The sequence below is a fragment of the Agrobacterium vitis genome (assembly GCF_013426735.1).
GTDB lineage: Bacteria > Pseudomonadota > Alphaproteobacteria > Rhizobiales > Rhizobiaceae > Allorhizobium > Allorhizobium vitis_D.
Genome location: NZ_AP023275.1, coordinates 159,910 through 176,990 on the forward strand (window position 1 = coordinate 159,910; position 17,081 = coordinate 176,990).

Sequence of the window (17,081 nt, forward strand, 5' to 3'; positions counted from 1 at the left end):
CCTTCTATTGAGGGCTCGGAAGCGGATTTGGGCGCTTGTCGGCCCGCTGCGTCGTTCTATCGTCACGCAATTCTTCGGTCTCCTTGGTCATTTGCCTTCATCAGAGCCATCAACATTGGCCCAAGGGAAAACTCGCCGCGCTCAGAGCGCCTGGTAAGATCCCGCAGATAGCCGCCTGCCGACGTTATTAAATTTGACCGCTCGAGAATGCATGCCATCGCCACCGCGGCATTTTCCGGCCCCATGGCGTTGCACGCCTCCTCGTAGGCAGAGGGGCTGACGCCGAGCATTGAGCGCACAACGATGGCCGCCTTCATGAGTTCGCGCCAGTGCTCGATGCGCCCGCCGGGTCCATAATCAGTTATCTGGGGGCAGGCCCGGAGAACCATTCCAAGCGGGAAAACCTTTATCGGTTCAGGCTTGGCCTTCTCCCGCTCGATCGGCGCGCTCTTGGTTTGTGGCTTATACCCGAGGCTCCCGCCCTGCTCTTTTCCAGAGCTAGGTTCAAGTTCATTTATGGATTCTGTGTTTGAATTCTGTATATGGCGGTCATCCTGAATGGCATTGCCATGCATTCCATCTGTTTTAAGCTGCGTTTCCAGGACGTTGAGCACCTCTTCCCGTAGGAGTTCCATCTCGTCGAGCGTGGTCTCAACCTGTAACCGGTTCGGGTAGCGCGCGAGGCGCGCGAGGATGCCGACGTACTCGGACTCCACCTGATCCCAATTGCCCGTAGCGCCGTCTTCCCGCGCGGCCGAGATCAATTTGCGCACATCGCGACGGCAGATCGTCAGCGCTTCCCTTGCCCGACGAAAGCGCACGCGCTCAGCGGCGACATCCTGTGCCATCAAGGCGAGCTCCGTGGCACGAGCCAGCAGCGGCGTAAGGTCAAACCCGTAGGCCTGTTCGATCTCGCCATCCCGGTTGCGGTGCGCGTAGCGTTTACCGTTCGGGCTGTCGCGCCGCAGGATAAGGCCGGCATCGACAAGCGCGGCGAGTTGCCGGCGTAGCGTCGTCTCGGTGATTCCATGAGCCCGCACTGACAACTGGGCGTTGGATGGGAATACGACCAGGCCCTGGCTCGGATCGAGTTCCGCGTGAGGGTGAAACGTCAGCAGGGCATCAAGGACGGCGAGTGCCCGGTCCTGGATTCCCAGCCGTTCCCGTGCCTCACATACGTCTCGAAAGACCTTCCACTTCTCGATGCTCGTTTCCGGCCGCGGATTCTCGATCGCCATTTGGCTGCGTACCAAGGCGAGCGACATCGGCCGCCGCCCAAAGGGCGTCGTCACATGTCCCGTCTGCATTTTTCTCTTACCTTGCTTCAGGCAAAAGAAATCCGCTCACCAAATCGGCGCCAAGACTCTTGACTGTGATTCCGGGAAATGCGATTCTCGATCCTGCTAGAGATGACGAGAGAGGCTTCCACGGTTCGCCGTTCGGGGGCCTTTTTCTTTTGCGGTTCAGTCTCCGTTGGTTTCGTTCTTCGACCCCTTGTACTCCTCGTACAAGCGGTCCATGCGAGAAGACAGCCATTCGCTGAAGGGCTTGGCTTCGACATTCGTGAGCTCGATGGCAACTTTCTTTGCTTTGGCGGTCATCGCGAGATTCAGAGAGCAATCGGACGACACCCAGCCTTTTGCTGCGGTATCGGCTTTGGGCTTTTTCGCAGCCGATTTGGCCTTGTACCGCTTCACGTAATCATGAAGCTCATCGAACCGCTCGGCTTCGGGGAGCTTCTGGAAGTCGGCCGATGCTGCATGCTCAGCAGCGGCCTTCGAGAGGGCAGGGGCCAGTATCAACTGCCGGAGGCTGAGCCATCGGTCACGGCCAATCTTCTTGGATGCACCCAGGGCCTGAATGACGGAGGCTGGCACCGCTTCGACGACTGCGAGCATCTTCGACAGCATCGCCTCGTCGATGGCGAGCGATGACCGAACCGTTTCCTTGGTCATTCCAGACGTGATCAGGTTCTGGGCGAAATAGGCGCGTTCAATGAACGACAGATTCGAGCGGGCCGCGTTTTCCTGACCCTGCACGATCGCCGAAGTGATATCATCGAGCTTCTTGACAATAGCCTTGACTGGAACTCCAAGCTCACGAGCGACCCTGAGACGACGGTGACCGAACACCACCATATAACGCTTGGCATCTGCCGAGCTTGGGCGAACCAGAATAGGCGTCGTCTGACCCGATTCCTTGATCGCCTGGAGCAGCTCCCGAAACTCCTCTCCATCATCTGAAAGACGATCAGATACGAAGGACACGTCGACCAAGTGTGGATCGAGGCCCACGATCACCTCGCCTTCCATGAGCTTCTTGGTGTTTTCGGCCATGTCCTCGATCGAGCGAACAACAGTCTTGGCCGCCCCGGTCATGCCATATCCAGGCTTGGTTGGCGTCTGGCTCGCCGTTATCGCTGCCATATCCAGTTTGGCGAACGGATTTTCACGGGACATGGATGCCCTCCAAAACAGATGTCAACGCCCGTAAATCCTTGTTCGGGCTCTGCAAAATAACGAAAAAAACGGCTGACAAGTAGCTCATTTCCGCCCCCAGACGCCATGGATGAGCTCCACGATTTCCGCATTCGCTGCGTTCAGGCTCTCCATCGCCCGGTCGTAGGTCGCCCGGACGAACTCGCCCCGCTCGACCTCGTACAATGTCTGCTTCTTTATCGAGGCGTCGGAAATCGCCGTTGACTTCAGGACATGGTTCCGAAGCATCTGCTGTGCGAACATCGACTGCATGAAGCCGACCATCTGCGCCTGCGGAATATCCGTGGGCTCGAAACGAGTGATGAGATAGCGGAACCATTGAACGCGCATCTCAGCCCCGGCTTCGGCGACTGGTCCCATGATCCCCCCAAGCATCATGAGAAACTGGCTCATCGACATGATGTCCAGCATCTGAGGATGAATGGTGATAAGGATCCCGGTAGAAGCCATGAGGGCGGTAATCGTCAAATAGCCCAGTTGAGGAGGGCAATCGATGACGACTACATCGTACTTGTCATCCACCTGCTTCAGAGCGCTGGCGATCCGCATATAGAAGAGTCGGCCATCGTCCCCCTTCTTGGAGGAAATCGCCAGTGGCACGTCATATTCGTATTCCTGCAGAACCAAGTTCGCCGGCACGACATCCAGTCCAGGAATGTTGGTCGGCTGAATGACGTCAGCGATTGACTTCCGCTCGTCGTCAAATCGAAGAGCCTCATAAAGAGAGGCAGTATCATCAAGCTCCGGCTGGATTCCGAAAAGCGAAGTCAGTGAAGCCTGCGGGTCGAGGTCGATCGCCAGCACACGATGGCCGGTGAGGGCGAGATATTGCGCAAGGTGCGCGGCAGTGGTCGTCTTGCCGCTTCCGCCCTTGAAGTTGACGACCGATACAACCTGCATCGGCTCTCCTTCCTTCCGCCTAGGCACGTAGTATCTCTTGTCTGACTTCTTGTTGGCCTCGAGATAGTCCCGAAGCTCCAGCATCTGGTCAGCCGTATAGTATCGGCGTCCACCGATGGACTCGATTTCCGGTCCTTTCCCGTCAGAATGGAGTTGCCTCAGGTGCGTCTGGGTGACACCCATGAAGTCCGCAACTTCAGCAAGCTGAAACTTGCGCAGCCCCTTGCGAGCATCAGGCGGGTACTGCTGGCTGCGCAACATATGCAACGCGCTTGAGATCTTCGCCCCTTGCTCGGCAATCTCAATATCAAATCTGTTGGGCAGCATATTGCTCATTTTGCGAACTATTTCCCGGAGGTCTTCACTTTCGAAAAGATGGCCGGAATGCCATCATTTGGGAAACTATCTCCCGATTCCCAACCTGCCGCAAGACATTTAAAGTTAACAGGAAGTTAACGAGTTTGGCGGTGGTCACCGGGCTGCGCCGAATCTTGAATATCTTTCCACCAGTTAGGCAGATTTCGTTGACCGGGTATAGCCGGTGGAAACTGCAGATCTGCAGCTGCAGAACTTTCGTCCCATGGCGTCGACTGCCCGGCTGATCGCCATCACGATCTTCCAAAGGTAGAATCATGCCCTGCAGATCTGCAGATAGCCACAGGCCTTTTGAGATGATCTTTCCTCGGCATGTCATTCATGCGGAGAACAAGATGCAAATTCTGACCGTTTCGCCACATCGCTATGTCGAGCATTCCAATCTCCTGAAACAGATGCACTGCTTGCGCGCCGCAGTCTTCCACGAACGTCTTGAATGGGATGTCACGATTGCTGAGACAGGAGAACGAGACGACTACGACGATCTCGACCCGACTTACATCGTTGCGGTCACTGATGATGAGAGGGTCGTCGGCTGCGCTCGTCTCCTTCCGGCAATAGGACCGACCATGCTTGAGCGAACGTTCCCGCAGTTGCTGGCAACCGGTTCCCTCAACGCATCTGACCGAATGATCGAAAGCTCCCGCTTCTGCGTCGACACATCCTTACCCGCGGGCAGGGGAGGGGGCCAACTTCATTCCGCGACACTTACGATGTTTGCAGGCATCATCGAATGGTCGATGGAAAACGGCTATGACGAGATCGTCACGGCGACCGACCTCCGTTTTGAGCGCATCTTGAACCGAGCCGGATGGCCAATGAAGCGGCTTGGCGATCCCGTGGCAGTCGGCAACACTGTCGCTGTTGCAGGAACCTTGCCAGCCGATCAAGCAAGTTTCCACCGGGTATGCCCGTCAGACTACCGCTCGATCATCGCCGAATTCCACGGTCGTCAGGTTAGGAGCGCTGCGTGACCCAACTTCGTTCCCATCCACGGTTGGTTCGCAAACTGCAGGACGCGCTCGGCGACCAGCTCTGCGTTGCGCTTGAAGACGCGACGGTGGTCGAAATCATGCTCAATCCCGATGGCCGGCTGTTCATCGAGCGGCTGGGTCACGGCGTGGCAGCTGCCGGCGCGATGAGCCCTGCCGCTGCGGAAGTCGTCATCGGCAGCGTCGCCCACGCGCTCCAGTCAGAGGCCGACAATGAGCGACCAATCATCTCTGGCGAACTGCCGATCGGCGGACACCGCTTCGAGGGCCTGTTGCCTCCGATCGTATCAAGTCCGGCATTCACCATCCGTCGGCGCGCTTCTCGTCTCATCCCGCTCACCGACTACGTGAAGTCGAAGGTGATGACCGAAGCCCAGGCGTCGGCCATTCGCAGCGCGATCGACGCACGGATGAACATCGTCATTTCGGGGGGCACGGGATCGGGGAAGACCACTCTCGCCAATGCCATTATCGCCGAGGTCGTGGCTGCCGCGCCGGAGGATCGGATGGTGATCCTCGAGGATACCACTGAGATCCAATGCGCGGCCGAGAATGCAGTGTCGCTGCATACCAGCGATTCCATCGACATGGCCCGCCTACTGAAAAGCACGATGCGTCTGCGACCCGACCGCATCATTGTAGGTGAGGTCCGCGATGGCGCGGCACTCACCCTTTTGAAAGCTTGGAATACAGGCCACCCAGGCGGCGTCACCACGATCCATTCGAACACGGCGATGTCAGCTCTGCGCCGATTGGAGCAACTGACGGCAGAAGCCAGCCAGCAGCCAATGCAGGAGGTGATCGGCGAGGCCGTCGATCTCATCATCTCTATCGAGCGAACGGGAAAGAGGAGGCGGGTCCGCGAGGTCATCCACATCGAGGGTTACCGCAACGGGCGCTATCAGACCGAACATTATGCCCAGATCGACGAGGACAGCCATGTCGCGTAAAATCTCCATTCTTCTTAACCTCGCGATGTTTGTCGCTGTTTCTGTCGGCTTTGCTGACTTCGCACTTGCCTCTTCGGGCGGCGGCAGTCTGCCGTGGGAATCGCCTCTGGAGCAAATCCAGCAATCGATCACTGGACCGGTCGCCGGCTTTATCGCCTTGGCCGCAGTCGCGATTGCCGGTGCGATGCTCATCTTCGGCGGCGAATTGAATGATTTCGCGAGGCGGCTTTGCTACGTCGCCCTCGTTGGCGGGGTACTTCTCGGAGCTACCCAGATTGTCGCCCTCTTCGGCGCGACCGGTGCCTCGATCGGCGAGGCTCATTCGCAAGCTTGGCGCGGCATGACCGAGCCCTCGATGACGGCGGCCACTGTGGGGGAGGGGGCTCATGGCTGAGGTCGGCTCTTCTCTGGCACGCTCGCGGGTACACCGAGCGTTGTCGCGTCCGAACCTCTTGATTGGCGCCGATCGCGAACTGGTTCTGCTGACGGCGCTTGCGGCGGTCATCCTGATCTTCGTCGTGCTGACCTGGTACGCGGCTCTGTTCGGCATCGCGATTTGGCTGGTGGCTGTCGCAGCCCTTCGCATGATGGCCAAAGCGGATCCGCTGATGCGGAGGGTCTACCTCCGGCATATTTCCTACAAGACCTTTTACCGCGCGACGTCGTCGCCTTGGCGAACATACTGAGGTCTTTGCAATGGTTGCCCCCAAATCTTTCCGTCATTCCGGACCGTCGTTTGCCGATCTCGTGCCCTATGCCGGGCTGGTCGACAATGGTGTCATTCTGCTGAAGGACGGCTCACTGATGGCTGGTTGGTATTTCGCGGGGCCAGACAGCGAAAGCTCCACCGACGGCGAGCGCAACGAGGTGTCGCGACAGATCAACGCGATCCTGTCGCGGCTCGGCTCAGGATGGATGATCCAAGTGGACGCCGTGCGCGTGCCGACAGGAGATTACCCTGATGAGGCAGAGTCTCATTTTCCAGATCCGGTCACGCGCGCCATCGACGATGAGCGGCGGGCGCATTTCCAGAAGGAGAGGGGGCATTTCGAGAGCCGCCATGCTTTGATCCTGACGTGGCGGCCGCCGGAGCCGCGCCGCTCAGGTCTGGCGCGGTATGTCTATTCGGATGCGGCGAGCCGTTCTGCGACCTATGCCGACACGATGTTGCAAAGCTTCCTGACCTCGATCCGTGAAATCGAGCAATATCTTGCCAATGTCCTGTCGATCCGTCGGATGATGACGCGAGAGATTTCAGAGCGCGGTGGGTTCCGTGTCGCCCGATACGACGAACTCTTTCAGTTCATCCGTTTCTGCATCACCGGTGAGAACCATCCGGTGCGCCTGCCGGACATCCCCATGTATCTCGACTGGCTGGTGACGGCCGAGCTGCAGCATGGCCTCACACCCCTGGTGGAAAACCGCTTTCTCGGTGTAGTGGCGATCGACGGCCTACCGGCCGAAAGCTGGCCTGGAATCCTCAACACGCTGGACCTGATGCCGCTCACGTATCGCTGGTCGTCCCGCTTTGTCTTTCTTGACGCGGAGGAAGCAAGGGCGCGGCTTGAGCGCACTCGGAAGAAGTGGCAGCAGAAGGTCAGGCCGTTCTTCGACCAGTTGTTCCAGACGCAATCACGCTCGGTCGATCAGGACGCGATGCTGATGGTGGCGGAGACAGAGGACGCGATCGCCGAAGCCTCATCGCAGCTTGTTGCCTATGGCTATTACACACCGGTCATCGTGATCTTCGAAGAGGATGCGATCCGGCTCCAGGAAAAATGCGAAGCGATCCGTCGCCTGATCCAGGCCGAAGGTTTTGGCGCCCGGATCGAAGCCTTAAACGCCACGGATGCTTTTCTCGGCAGCCTGCCAGGCGTCTCCTATGCCAATATCCGCGAGCCGCTGATCAACACCCGCAATCTCGCCGATCTCATCCCGCTGAACTCGGTTTGGTCGGGCAGTCCCACCGCGCCTTGCCCATTCTATCCGCCGGCTTCTCCTCCGTTGATGCAGGTGGCATCCGGTTCGACGCCGTTTCGGCTGAACCTGCATGTCGACGATGTCGGCCATACGCTGATCTTCGGTCCGACTGGCTCCGGCAAATCGACGCTGCTGGCGCTGATCGCCGCGCAGTTCCGGCGTTATGCCGATGCCCAGCTATTCGCCTTTGACAAGGGCGGCTCGATGCTGCCGCTGACGCTCGGCCTAAACGGCGATCACTATCAGATCGGCGGTGATATCACCCCTTCGGCCGGTGCTGAGGTAAGGATGCTCGCCTTTTGCCCGCTCGCTGAACTGTCGACCGATGGCGACCGCGCCTGGGCCTCCGAGTGGATCGAAACGTTGGTGGCGCTGCAGGGCGTGACCATTACCCCGGATTATCGCAACGCCATCTCCCGGCAGATCGCACTGATGGCGGATTCGCGCGGCCGCTCTCTGTCTGACTTTGTCTCCGGCGTGCAGATGCGTGAGATCAAGGACGCCCTGCATCACTACACAGTCGACGGTCCGATGGGGCAATTGCTTGACGCCGAAGAGGACGGTCTGTCGCTTGGCGCGTTCCAGTGCTTCGAGATCGAGGAACTGATGAACATGGGCGAGCGCAATCTCGTGCCGGTGCTGCTCTATCTATTTCGTCGTATCGAGAAACGCCTGACCGGCGCTCCCAGCCTGATCATCCTCGACGAGGCCTGGCTAATGCTCGGCCATTCGGTGTTTCGCGACAAGATCCGCGAATGGCTGAAGGTGTTGCGCAAAGCCAATTGCGCCGTCGTACTTGCCACCCAGTCGATTTCGGATGCCGAGCGATCCGGGATCATCGATGTCTTGAAGGAGAGCTGCCCGACAAAAATCTGCCTACCGAACGGAGCGGCACGCGAACCCGGCACCCGCGAGTTCTATGAGCGCATTGGCTTCAACGAGCGGCAGATCGAAATCGTCGCAACCGCTATTCCCAAGCGCGAATATTACGTTGTCTCACCAGAGGGTCGCCGTCTTTTTAACATGGCGCTCGGTCCGGTCGCTCTCTCCTTTGTCGGAGCGACGGGTAAGGAAGACCTGAAGCGCATTCGCACCCTACATTCCGAACACGGGGCCGCGTGGCCTTGTCCTTGGCTCCAGCAAAGGGGGATCGCCCATGCCGAAGCACTCTTTCCGACCTCTTGAGACTGCAAACGTGGTCGCCGTCGTTGCGGCTGCGCTTACGATGGCGTTGCCGCTTCCAGCTGAGGCCGGCGGCGTGACGGGACAGGCAACCGAATGGACACAGCTCGCCAACAATACAGAACTGATCTCGCTTGTCGGCAAGTCGGCGGAGCAGGTCAACAACCAGATTACCCAGATCTCGCAGCTTGCCGAGCAAATCCAGAACCAGATCAACATCTACAACAACATGCTGCAGAACACCGCCCAATTACCGAACCACATCTGGGGTCAGGTCGAAAACGACCTGAAGAAGCTGCAGAACGTCGTGGCCCAAGGGCAGGGCATCGCCTTCTCGATGGGCAATATCGACGACGTCCTGAAGCAGCGTTTCCAGAGTTTTGCCGAGATGAAGAGCAATCTACCTGATGGAGCAAGTTTCTCGTCCACCTATCAAAGCTGGTCCGACACCAATCGCGATACGATCGGAGGCACCTTGAAGGCCGCGAACCTGACAGCGGACCAGTTCTCAAGCGAGGAAAGCACGATGTCGTCGTTGCGATCGATGTCGGAGACATCAGACGGGCAGATGAAGGCGCTGCAGGTCGGACACCAGATCGCCGCACAACAGGTGGCGCAGATGCAAAAGCTGCGTGGCCTGGTTTCCCAGCAGATGACTATGATGGGGACATGGTTCCAGTCGGAGCAGGCGCAAAAGGATCTCGCCCAGGCGCGCCGCGAAAAATTCTTCAGCGGAAGCGAGCATGACATCCGCAGTGGGCAGACGATGGAGCCCCGCTGGTGAGCCCGCGTCTTGTTATCATCCTTCTTGTCGTGGGGATCGTCGCATCGGGTGTAGGCGTCGCCCGGTGGATCGTACAGCCCCATCCGGCGTCCGTATTTGGAACGGGAGAAGCATCGTCGGCGACCTCATCCGATGCGGCCCGACGCGAACATCGAGAAAAATTCTTCGGTGGCGATACCGATCGCGACATTCGCGGTGGCCAGGAGATGAAGCCGAGATGGTAATTGTTCGACCTTCAAGTAGCCTCGAACTTGCCCTTGTCGCTGTCGGCATCGTGTTGTTCGCGAACGCGCCGGCCTTTGCACAACAGGGCCAGGTGCTGACCAACCTGGAGAATTCCGTTGTTACTGCAGCCAAAGGCTGGGAGACGACGGTCATGAATGCGGCCCGGTCATTGTTCTGGATCCTGGCGGGGATCGAGATCGGCATCGCCGCCGTGTGGCTGGCGATTAGCGCTGCCTCGCTCGACAGCTGGTTTGCCGAGCTCGTCAAGCGCATCATGTTCATTGGGCTGTTCGCGTTCATTCTCAATGAGGGGCCGGCCTTTGCCAAGGCCGTTGTCGACAGCCTCTACCAGATCGGCGCCGGCGGTGGCTCGGCTTCTCCCGCCAACATTTTCGACGCCGGCATTCGTGTCGCGACCAAGATGTCGGAACAGGCGAAGTTTGGCCTCTTCGAGGATAACTCCCTGGCGATCGCCGCCGTCTTTGCCATGGTCGTGGTGGTCGTCTGCTTCTCGCTGGTGGCCGCGATCTTCGTCTCGGTCATGGTGGAAATGTATGTTGGCCTGCTTGCTGGGATGATCATGCTGGGACTGGGTGGCACGTCCTATACCAAGGACTTCGCCGTCAAATATCTGGTCTACGCCTTTTCTGTCGGCATGAAGCTGATGGCGCTGGTGATGATCGCAAAGATCGGCTCCGACATCCTGCTGGGCCTGGCCGAGGCACCGACAGCAACCTCGGAACAGTTCATCACCACACTCGCCATCGCCGGTATCTCGGTCGTGGTCTTTGTCATCGCCATGTACGTGCCGCCGATCCTGCAGGGCGTGGTCCAGGGCGCGTCCGTATCCGGTGGCATGGAAGCCATCCGCCATGGGGGCCAGGCCGCATCTTTTGCGGCGGGTGCCGGCTTTTTGGCGACTGCTGCGGTCAGCCGAGGTTATCAGGCCGCGAATACGGCAAGGGCAGGGGGATCGTCGCTCGGAACTGCCGCCATGCGCGGCATGGAGGCCGGTATCGGCGGTGCGGCAGGTGCGCTCAGTTCGGCCGCGAAGGACAAGGCGGTCGGGTCACCCGGAGCCTATGCCGGTTCGCTGCTCGGTCTCGCCAATGCCAAACTCGACAAGCAATCGGGACGACCCGCATCGCCGCCTCCGCCCCCGCCCATCAACGAGACCAAATGACTGGAGGCTTATCCGCAATGGCCGGACAAAACATGCCTGATAATCCCTATCTCGCTGCGCGCAACGAATGGAACGAGCGCTATGGCTCTTACGTCAAGGCCGCCGCCGCCTGGCGGATCGTCGGTATCACAGGCATGACCATGGCGGTGATCGGTTTTGGTTACGCACTCTACCAGAGCACCCAGGTGAAGCTCGTTCCCTATATCGTCGAGGTCGACAAGCTCGGCACCGCCGTCAATGCCGGAGTTCCCCAACAGATCGAATATGCCGATCCGCGGGTGGTGCGCGCCACGCTTGGAAGCTTTGTCTCGAACTTTCGGAGCGTGACGCCCGACGCGGTCGTGCAGAAGCAATATATCGACCGGACCTACGGCCTGCTTAGGACTTCGGACCCGGCAACAGAGAAGGTCAATGCCTGGTTTCGCTCGAACTCGCCCTTCGAGAAAGCGAAAAACTCGACCGTGGCCATCGAGGTCAACAATATCGTTGCGCTCTCGAACCAGAGTTACCAGATCGACTGGACCGAATTTGAGCGCGACCGGCGCGGCAAGGAAACCGCCGTCCGCCGATTCCGTGGCATCGCCACCGTGACCCTCACCCCACCGCAGGATGAGGGCGTCATTCGCTTGAACCCCATCGGTCTCTATCTCCGCGACTTCGACTGGACCGCACAGCTTTGAAAGGCATGGCCCCGAACATGATTATCCGACTTGAGAATTTTTCGGCCAGGCTGACTCTGAGCTCCCTTGGATCAGTGATGCTAGCTTTGCTCGTCTTTAACCCCATCCACGCTCTTGCTGCCGATGGCGTCACTGCCAACGAAGCGAAGGGTATGGGCATCTCGACCCAATGGCGTGGATCGCGGGGTCTCGTCACCAAGGGCCCTGACGGCAAGGTGATCTTTCTCTACGGCGAGGTCCAGCCCTCCGTCGTCTGCTCGCCGCTGCAGGTTTGCGACATCGAATTGCAGGGCGGCGAGGTGGTCCGCGACGTGTTAGTCGGTGATACCGTACGCTGGAAGGTCGAACCCGCGACATCGGGAGCCGCTGGTGGTCAAGCCATCCATCTGATCGTCAAGCCGTCGGAGCCGGGCCTTGTGACCTCCATGGTGGTAACAACGTCGCGGCGCACCTATCACATCCAGCTGAAGTCCCATTCGACCCAGTATATGGCGCGTGTCGGATTTGAGTACCCGGAAGATGTTTCGACAAAGCTTGCCGACGTCAATGCGCGGTTGGAGGCAAGCACCATCCCGGGGGCAGGCGTTCCAGCCGAGCAGCTGAACTTCTCTTATTCTGTTTCGGGCAGCGCCGGCTGGCGACCGACGCGGGTCTATTCCGACGGGCTCAAGACCTACATCCATTTCCCACGCTCGATCTCCGGCCAGGATGCACCCGTCCTATTCGTGACATCAGGCGGGCAGAACCGCATCGTCAACTACCGCATGAAAAGCAACATGATGGTCGTTGACTATCATATCGACCGCGCAGTGCTCGTTTCCGGCGTCGGGGGGAATCAGGAGAAGATAACGATAAGAAGGGGAGGGCAATGATGGATACCTTTGCCCTTGCGGGAAGCTTCCTGAACCCAATCCGCAGCTTTGCCGCAGCCTGCGCCCTCACCATCCTCCTCTCCGGATGCCAATCGACCGAAGCCAATGGCCTCGTCCCGAGCAGTGCGCCGCCGGAGATTTCCGGCCAGGCGGCAAGTGCCATTGCCGGGGACATGGTCAGCCGCCTTGCCGAACAGATCGGGCCGGGGAAGGCGACGGTCGCCCTTAAAGCGGATGCCTCGCCCTTCGGCCAGGCGCTGGAAGCCACGTTGAAGGGATGGGGCTACGCCATCGTTACCGATCAGAAGACCGATAGCGGCACCGCGGTCATCCCGCTTTCCTACGTGATCGTGCCGTTCGATGGTCAAGTGCTGGCCCGTCTCTCGACAAACAGCGTTGAACTCGGACGTGCATACACAGTCTCAGCCAACGGCGCGACCCCGGCGAGCGCCTTGTCGCTCATGCGGCGTGGGTGAAGGAGGATCATATGGTGCAATCTCTCAATCTCGGCGGCGCACAGGGCAGCCAGTCCCAGTCTGGTATGCGGCGGATCAACCGCCTGCCGATCGTCGTCATGATCGTGTTGGTGGTCGCGTTCCTTGGCGTCATCTTCTATGGCCTCGCCTCGCGCGGGCTATACTTCGGCAAGGACAGTGGTCCAGAGACAAGTTCGGGCCATCCTGCCTCCACCTACGCCGACCAGATCAAACGTGGCGTCACCGATGGCATCATTGGCGAACCACAGCAGCAGACTACGTTTCAACCGACGCCGGTCGAAACAAAGCAAGCTGCTGAAAAGACCAACAATCCCTTCACGCCGCAGGTGGGGCAGCGCGAAGAACCGCAGCGCGGACAGGAGCTTGAGCCGGAACAGGTCTGGCGTGCCCGTCTTCAGCGTGAACAGCGAGAGCAATATCTGCGGGAACAGCAGCGCCAGCGAATGGCGCGCCTACAGGCGAGCAATGCCGCATACGATGCACCGCTTACCATTGATCGCAGCAAGCTCGAAGCGCGCGCGGAAGCAAAAGACGCGACTACGGACACGACCGCAGTCGCTACAACGCCGTCCGCAACGGCGGGGCAGCCGTCCGATCTCTATGCCGCTGCGTTGCGCGCCGGCTTGGGTGGTCAAAATGCCGATCCCAACGGACAGAGCTCAAAAGAGGACTTTTTCAACGCCGATCTCAAAGATCTCGGCTACTTGCCGAACCGTGTGGTACCTCAGCAATCGCCATTTGAGTTAAAACGCGGGTCCGTCATCCCGGCGACACTGATCACAGGGATCAATTCCGACCTCCCGGGCAGGATCACCGCTCAGGTGAGCCAGAACGTGTATGACAGCGCCACCGGGCATCGTCTACTAATCCCGCAGGGCACAAAGCTGTTCGGCCGTTACGATAGCAAAGTGTCATTCGGACAGAAACGTGTGCTCGTTGTCTGGACCGACATCATCTTCCCGAATGGTTCGACGTTGCAGATCGGCGGCATGTCGGGAACCGATGCGCAAGGATATGGTGGTTTCAATGACAAGGTGAACAACCACTATCTCAAAACCTTTGGCTCAGCCGTACTGATCGCCCTGATCGGCACGGGTATCGACATGGCCGTTCCGGAGAGCTCGACGTTGGCAACGCAGGATACAGCCTCGGATGCGGCGCGGCGGAATTTCGCAGAAACGTTCGGTCGGGTTGCTGATCGTACCATCCAGCGCAATATGGATGTCCAGCCGACCCTCGAAATTCGCCCCGGCTACAAGTTCAATGTGCTGGTAGATCAGGATATTTCCTTCCAGAATGAATATAAAAACTGATAATGCAAGATTATCGGACGTCTTTATTCTATGACACGCTGTGCGGTGTTAAACAAAATTTCTGGCATAAACTGCGCATGCGATGTATCCTCATCCGTATGGATTCACTTGCGCCAACTCCACCTCCTGTCTCGACGTGGTCGCCCCACCTGCCAGCCTGGACCGTGTTGCGCACGCACGACATTGCCGAATCCGACGCCGCGTTTTCTGCTGGTATCGCTCTGAAATCGCTTGATGATCTGCTCCGCACCAATCTGCTCTGGCTCGGCTGCTGGCGCGATCACCTTGCCCTGACATCGGCCACGGTCGCTGCGAAAATGCTCGGCTGTCGCGAGGACGAACACGCCATCCGGGACGCGGTTTTGCTCAGGGCATTCGGTGACGATCCGGGACCGGCTGGAAAGCTGTTTTTGGCCACGCGATTGTTGTCGCGCGGATCAGGGTCCATCACCACAGCGGGCACCGTAAAGTTAAAGAACTACGGACAAAGCTGGCACTCGCCGCTTCCTCTCACGCAGCCTGCAGGCGCGCGAACTCACTCCACATTTGCATGGCGGCGGTTCTCAGTTCACGGTGATGGTGGGACAGGATATCGTGGCGTGGAATGTGGAAGAGATTTGCGACCGGGTCATGGATGGAGACGAAACGCTGGAGATGTCGAGCTGATTTGAAGCCCTTCATGATGCGCCCTCGCCGTCGTGTCGGTTGATGTGAATTCTCCGCCCGGTTATTCAATCCCTTGTGCGAACGGTGTTCGACGCCGGGCATGATGTCGCGTTTGGCCGCGCCGTAGGATCCGAGTTTGTCGATGATCATCACTCTCGGTGCTTGACCCTGTCCTTTCAGAAGCTTTCGTATCAGACGTTTGGCGGCCTTGGTATTACGGCGGCTCTGCACCAGCACATCGAGAACGAAGCCATCCTGATCGACGGCTCGCCACAGCCAGTGCTTCTTGCCGCCTATGGAGATGACGACTTCATCGAGATACCATTTGTCGCCAAGCTTTCCGGCTGAACGCCGCCGGATTTCATTGGCAAAGTGGCGACCGAATTTCTCGGCCCAAAGGCGGACTGTCTGGTACGAGACAATAATCCCGCGCGCCGCCAGTAAGCCTTCGACCATCCGCAAGCTGAGCGGGAAACGAAGATAAAGCCAGACGACATGAGCAATCACTTCAGCTGGGAACCGGTGGCGGCGATAAAGGGGATCACGAACGGTTTGTGTCATGTCGCAAAAATCACACACGCCAATCGCCGCGGGGTTAACGTTACGATGCCTGCGTTCGGCCTTAGCGTGTTTGTGAGAACAGACCTTGTTCCAGCCCCGAGATGCTATGTGGCCAAATGATGGGTGAGAATAAAGCGCGCTTCAGGAGTGCCATCGCAGACATCATAAGCGGCTTCTGCCGATCAACTGCATCATCGCGACGGCAGTTAATCTGAGAATTTTCCCGGTCTCATTTCTCCGGAAAGACCTCGACCGGAAAGGCATCGTCACCTGCGCCGAGGCGATGGGGCAGCGGGACGGGAGGTGGCTTTGGACTGCCGGGCTGGTGCTCGTGCGACAGCGGCCGGGATCGGCAAAGGGTGTCATGTTCCTCACGCTGGAAGACGAGTCGGGTATCGTCAATGCAGTGGTCTGGCCATCGCTGTTCGAACGCCAGCGACGGATCCTGATGACAGCGAGCATGATGGCCATCAATGGCCGTATCCAGCGGGAAGGCGAGGTCGTTCACCTCGTTGCCCAGCGCCTGTTCGATTTCTCCGCCGACCTGTCGAGCATTGGTAATCGGGACGGCGACTTCCCGCTTCCGCACGGTCGCGGCGACCAGGTCAAGCACGGAGGGGGCCCCGATCCACGGGACAATCCCAAACCCGTCGTGCAGGCGCGCGAGATCTATATTCCCGACCTTCACATCGATAATCTGAAGATCAAATCCAGAAACTTCCACTGAGGAGGCCGGTGTGTCGCGTCTGTTTGCAGTCACCAAAAGCCTGGAGGAGATTGTCGCCCATTTTGCGGTCGACATCGTGCTGGCGCTTGAGGTGCCGAGCGAAACCATCGAAGGCACCCCAGGACTGATCGTCCTTGAGAAGGACGGATTGCGGCTGTTGAAGTCGGTCCCATGGGGTTTTCCGCGACAGACACGCGACATGAGGCGTGAAGGCGAGCCACCGAGCCGCATCGGCCTCGTTGCGGATCTTACCAATCCGCTCTGGGACCGGATCGTCGTCGACCCCAAATACCGCTGCCTGATCCCGCTCACGCATTTTGCAAACCCCGACGGTGTCAAAGGCGAGAAAACCCGATCATGGTTCTCGAAGAACCGGCAGCCTTTGATGGCCTGGGCGGGGTTCTGCAAGAACACTCCAGACTTCGGGCCGGTCTTCGCCGGCATGACCACGACCGCCAACGAGAAGATCAGGCCCTTCAACGATCGCATGCCCGTTTTGCTCGAGCGGCAAGAATACGACCGCTGGCTTCACGGGTCGATCGAAGATGTCATCGCCTTCCAGTTTCGCGAGCCGCCGTCATCCGATGACTTTGAAATCCTGCATAGCCGCGACCGCTGGCAAAGCGGCGTTTCGCCCTCCAAGGCTTCACCACGTCGGGACAATATGGTTACGTAGCCAAGGTTTCGTGTTGAAAG

Annotated in this window: 17 protein-coding genes and 2 pseudogenes; 15 read left to right on the top strand and 4 right to left on the bottom strand. The window is 58.8% G+C overall.

Features of this window, described 5'->3' with window-relative positions; genetic code table 11:
- Positions 1-62 precede the first annotated feature (62 nt).
- From repC to repA, 3 genes are all read right to left on the bottom strand, one after another.
- Positions 63-1,307 carry a plasmid replication protein RepC gene (gene repC, locus H1Y61_RS24795; protein ID WP_180575517.1) on the bottom strand — a complete coding sequence of 415 codons (1,245 nt, stop codon included), beginning with the start codon at positions 1,305-1,307 and terminating at the stop codon, positions 63-65.
- Positions 1,308-1,463: 156 nt separating this feature from the next.
- Positions 1,464-2,459 (bottom strand): plasmid partitioning protein RepB, encoded by a 996-nt coding sequence (repB, locus tag H1Y61_RS24800; protein ID WP_180575518.1) that lies wholly within the window; start codon positions 2,457-2,459, stop codon positions 1,464-1,466.
- A gap of 84 nt (positions 2,460-2,543) precedes the next feature.
- Complete coding sequence (gene repA / locus H1Y61_RS24805) at positions 2,544-3,734, bottom strand: plasmid partitioning protein RepA (protein ID WP_180575519.1); 1,191 nt, start codon at positions 3,732-3,734, stop codon at positions 2,544-2,546.
- Positions 3,735-4,108: 374 nt separating this feature from the next.
- Here repA and traI point away from each other — a divergent pair, with 374 nt between their 5' ends.
- The 13 genes and pseudogenes from traI to H1Y61_RS24870 form a co-directional block, all read left to right on the top strand.
- Positions 4,109-4,747, top strand: coding sequence for an acyl-homoserine-lactone synthase (traI, locus tag H1Y61_RS24810; RefSeq protein WP_180575520.1), 639 nt, complete (start codon positions 4,109-4,111; stop codon positions 4,745-4,747).
- Complete coding sequence (gene trbB, locus H1Y61_RS24815; protein WP_180575521.1) at positions 4,744-5,715, top strand: P-type conjugative transfer ATPase TrbB; 972 nt, start codon at positions 4,744-4,746, stop codon at positions 5,713-5,715. The genes traI and trbB overlap by 4 nt, the downstream gene beginning before the upstream one ends.
- A complete protein-coding gene (gene trbC / locus H1Y61_RS24820; protein WP_180575522.1) occupies positions 5,705-6,109 on the top strand; it encodes a conjugal transfer pilin TrbC in 405 nt (134 codons plus the stop codon). Before trbB ends, trbC begins: the two co-directional genes overlap by 11 nt.
- Positions 6,102-6,401: a conjugal transfer protein TrbD gene (locus H1Y61_RS24825; RefSeq protein ID WP_180575523.1), complete on the top strand. Its 300-nt coding sequence runs from the start codon at positions 6,102-6,104 to the stop codon at positions 6,399-6,401. Before trbC ends, H1Y61_RS24825 begins: the two co-directional genes overlap by 8 nt.
- 10 nt (positions 6,402-6,411) lie before the next feature.
- Positions 6,412-8,880: a conjugal transfer protein TrbE gene (locus H1Y61_RS24830; RefSeq protein ID WP_180575524.1), complete on the top strand. Its 2,469-nt coding sequence runs from the start codon at positions 6,412-6,414 to the stop codon at positions 8,878-8,880.
- Positions 8,852-9,661: a P-type conjugative transfer protein TrbJ gene (trbJ, locus tag H1Y61_RS24835; RefSeq protein WP_180575525.1), complete on the top strand. Its 810-nt coding sequence runs from the start codon at positions 8,852-8,854 to the stop codon at positions 9,659-9,661. Before H1Y61_RS24830 ends, trbJ begins: the two co-directional genes overlap by 29 nt.
- The gene (trbK, locus tag H1Y61_RS24840) at positions 9,658-9,885 is read left to right on the top strand and encodes an entry exclusion protein TrbK (protein WP_180575526.1); all 228 of its coding nucleotides are present in this window, start codon (positions 9,658-9,660) and stop codon (positions 9,883-9,885) included. Before trbJ ends, trbK begins: the two co-directional genes overlap by 4 nt.
- Positions 9,879-11,069, top strand: a complete 1,191-nt coding sequence (trbL, locus tag H1Y61_RS24845) for a P-type conjugative transfer protein TrbL (protein ID WP_180575527.1) — start codon at positions 9,879-9,881, stop codon at positions 11,067-11,069. The genes trbK and trbL overlap by 7 nt, the downstream gene beginning before the upstream one ends.
- A gap of 17 nt (positions 11,070-11,086) precedes the next feature.
- Positions 11,087-11,749 carry a conjugal transfer protein TrbF gene (locus H1Y61_RS24850; protein ID WP_180575528.1) on the top strand — a complete coding sequence of 221 codons (663 nt, stop codon included), beginning with the start codon at positions 11,087-11,089 and terminating at the stop codon, positions 11,747-11,749.
- Between the two features lie 77 nt (positions 11,750-11,826).
- The gene (trbG, locus tag H1Y61_RS24855; protein WP_234644437.1) at positions 11,827-12,621 is read left to right on the top strand and encodes a P-type conjugative transfer protein TrbG; all 795 of its coding nucleotides are present in this window, start codon (positions 11,827-11,829) and stop codon (positions 12,619-12,621) included.
- Positions 12,618-13,097: a conjugal transfer protein TrbH gene (gene trbH, locus H1Y61_RS24860; RefSeq protein ID WP_409068206.1), complete on the top strand. Its 480-nt coding sequence runs from the start codon at positions 12,618-12,620 to the stop codon at positions 13,095-13,097. The genes trbG and trbH overlap by 4 nt, the downstream gene beginning before the upstream one ends.
- An 11-nt stretch (positions 13,098-13,108) precedes the next feature.
- Positions 13,109-14,431: an IncP-type conjugal transfer protein TrbI gene (gene trbI, locus H1Y61_RS24865; protein ID WP_180575529.1), complete on the top strand. Its 1,323-nt coding sequence runs from the start codon at positions 13,109-13,111 to the stop codon at positions 14,429-14,431.
- 98 nt (positions 14,432-14,529) lie between these two features.
- Positions 14,530-14,868 (top strand): annotated as a pseudogene (locus H1Y61_RS24870) (DUF1403 family protein); the annotation flags it as partial.
- 73 nt (positions 14,869-14,941) lie between these two features.
- Here the strand turns inward: H1Y61_RS24870 and H1Y61_RS24875 are convergent.
- Complete coding sequence (locus H1Y61_RS24875) at positions 14,942-15,658, bottom strand: IS6 family transposase (protein WP_156619943.1); 717 nt, start codon at positions 15,656-15,658, stop codon at positions 14,942-14,944.
- 199 nt (positions 15,659-15,857) lie between these two features.
- Here H1Y61_RS24875 and H1Y61_RS24880 point away from each other — a divergent pair.
- Together H1Y61_RS24880 and H1Y61_RS24885 are read left to right on the top strand one after the other, a co-directional pair.
- Positions 15,858-16,385, top strand: a pseudogene (locus H1Y61_RS24880) (OB-fold nucleic acid binding domain-containing protein); the annotation flags it as partial.
- Between the two features lie 10 nt (positions 16,386-16,395).
- On the top strand, positions 16,396-17,061 hold the full coding sequence (locus H1Y61_RS24885; RefSeq protein WP_180575530.1) for an SOS response-associated peptidase family protein: 666 nt from the start codon (positions 16,396-16,398) through the stop codon (positions 17,059-17,061).
- The last annotated feature ends 20 nt before the right edge of the window (positions 17,062-17,081 follow it).

What these genes read in the sequence shown, in the direction of transcription:
- repC (WP_180575517.1), bottom strand. Translation starts at nt 1,307, where the DNA reads ATGCAGACGGGACATGTGACGACGCCCTTTGGGCGGCGGCCGATGTCG.
- repB (WP_180575518.1), bottom strand. Translation starts at nt 2,459, where the DNA reads ATGTCCCGTGAAAATCCGTTCGCCAAACTGGATATGGCAGCGATAACG.
- repA (WP_180575519.1), bottom strand. Translation starts at nt 3,734, where the DNA reads ATGAGCAATATGCTGCCCAACAGATTTGATATTGAGATTGCCGAGCAA.
- traI (WP_180575520.1), top strand. Translation starts at nt 4,109, where the DNA reads ATGCAAATTCTGACCGTTTCGCCACATCGCTATGTCGAGCATTCCAAT.
- trbC (WP_180575522.1), top strand. Translation starts at nt 5,705, where the DNA reads ATGTCGCGTAAAATCTCCATTCTTCTTAACCTCGCGATGTTTGTCGCT.
- H1Y61_RS24825 (WP_180575523.1), top strand. Translation starts at nt 6,102, where the DNA reads ATGGCTGAGGTCGGCTCTTCTCTGGCACGCTCGCGGGTACACCGAGCG.
- H1Y61_RS24830 (WP_180575524.1), top strand. Translation starts at nt 6,412, where the DNA reads ATGGTTGCCCCCAAATCTTTCCGTCATTCCGGACCGTCGTTTGCCGAT.
- trbJ (WP_180575525.1), top strand. Translation starts at nt 8,852, where the DNA reads ATGCCGAAGCACTCTTTCCGACCTCTTGAGACTGCAAACGTGGTCGCC.
- trbL (WP_180575527.1), top strand. Translation starts at nt 9,879, where the DNA reads ATGGTAATTGTTCGACCTTCAAGTAGCCTCGAACTTGCCCTTGTCGCT.
- H1Y61_RS24850 (WP_180575528.1), top strand. Translation starts at nt 11,087, where the DNA reads ATGGCCGGACAAAACATGCCTGATAATCCCTATCTCGCTGCGCGCAAC.
- trbG (WP_234644437.1), top strand. Translation starts at nt 11,827, where the DNA reads ATGCTAGCTTTGCTCGTCTTTAACCCCATCCACGCTCTTGCTGCCGAT.
- trbH (WP_409068206.1), top strand. Translation starts at nt 12,618, where the DNA reads ATGATGGATACCTTTGCCCTTGCGGGAAGCTTCCTGAACCCAATCCGC.
- trbI (WP_180575529.1), top strand. Translation starts at nt 13,109, where the DNA reads ATGGTGCAATCTCTCAATCTCGGCGGCGCACAGGGCAGCCAGTCCCAG.
- H1Y61_RS24875 (WP_156619943.1), bottom strand. Translation starts at nt 15,658, where the DNA reads ATGACACAAACCGTTCGTGATCCCCTTTATCGCCGCCACCGGTTCCCA.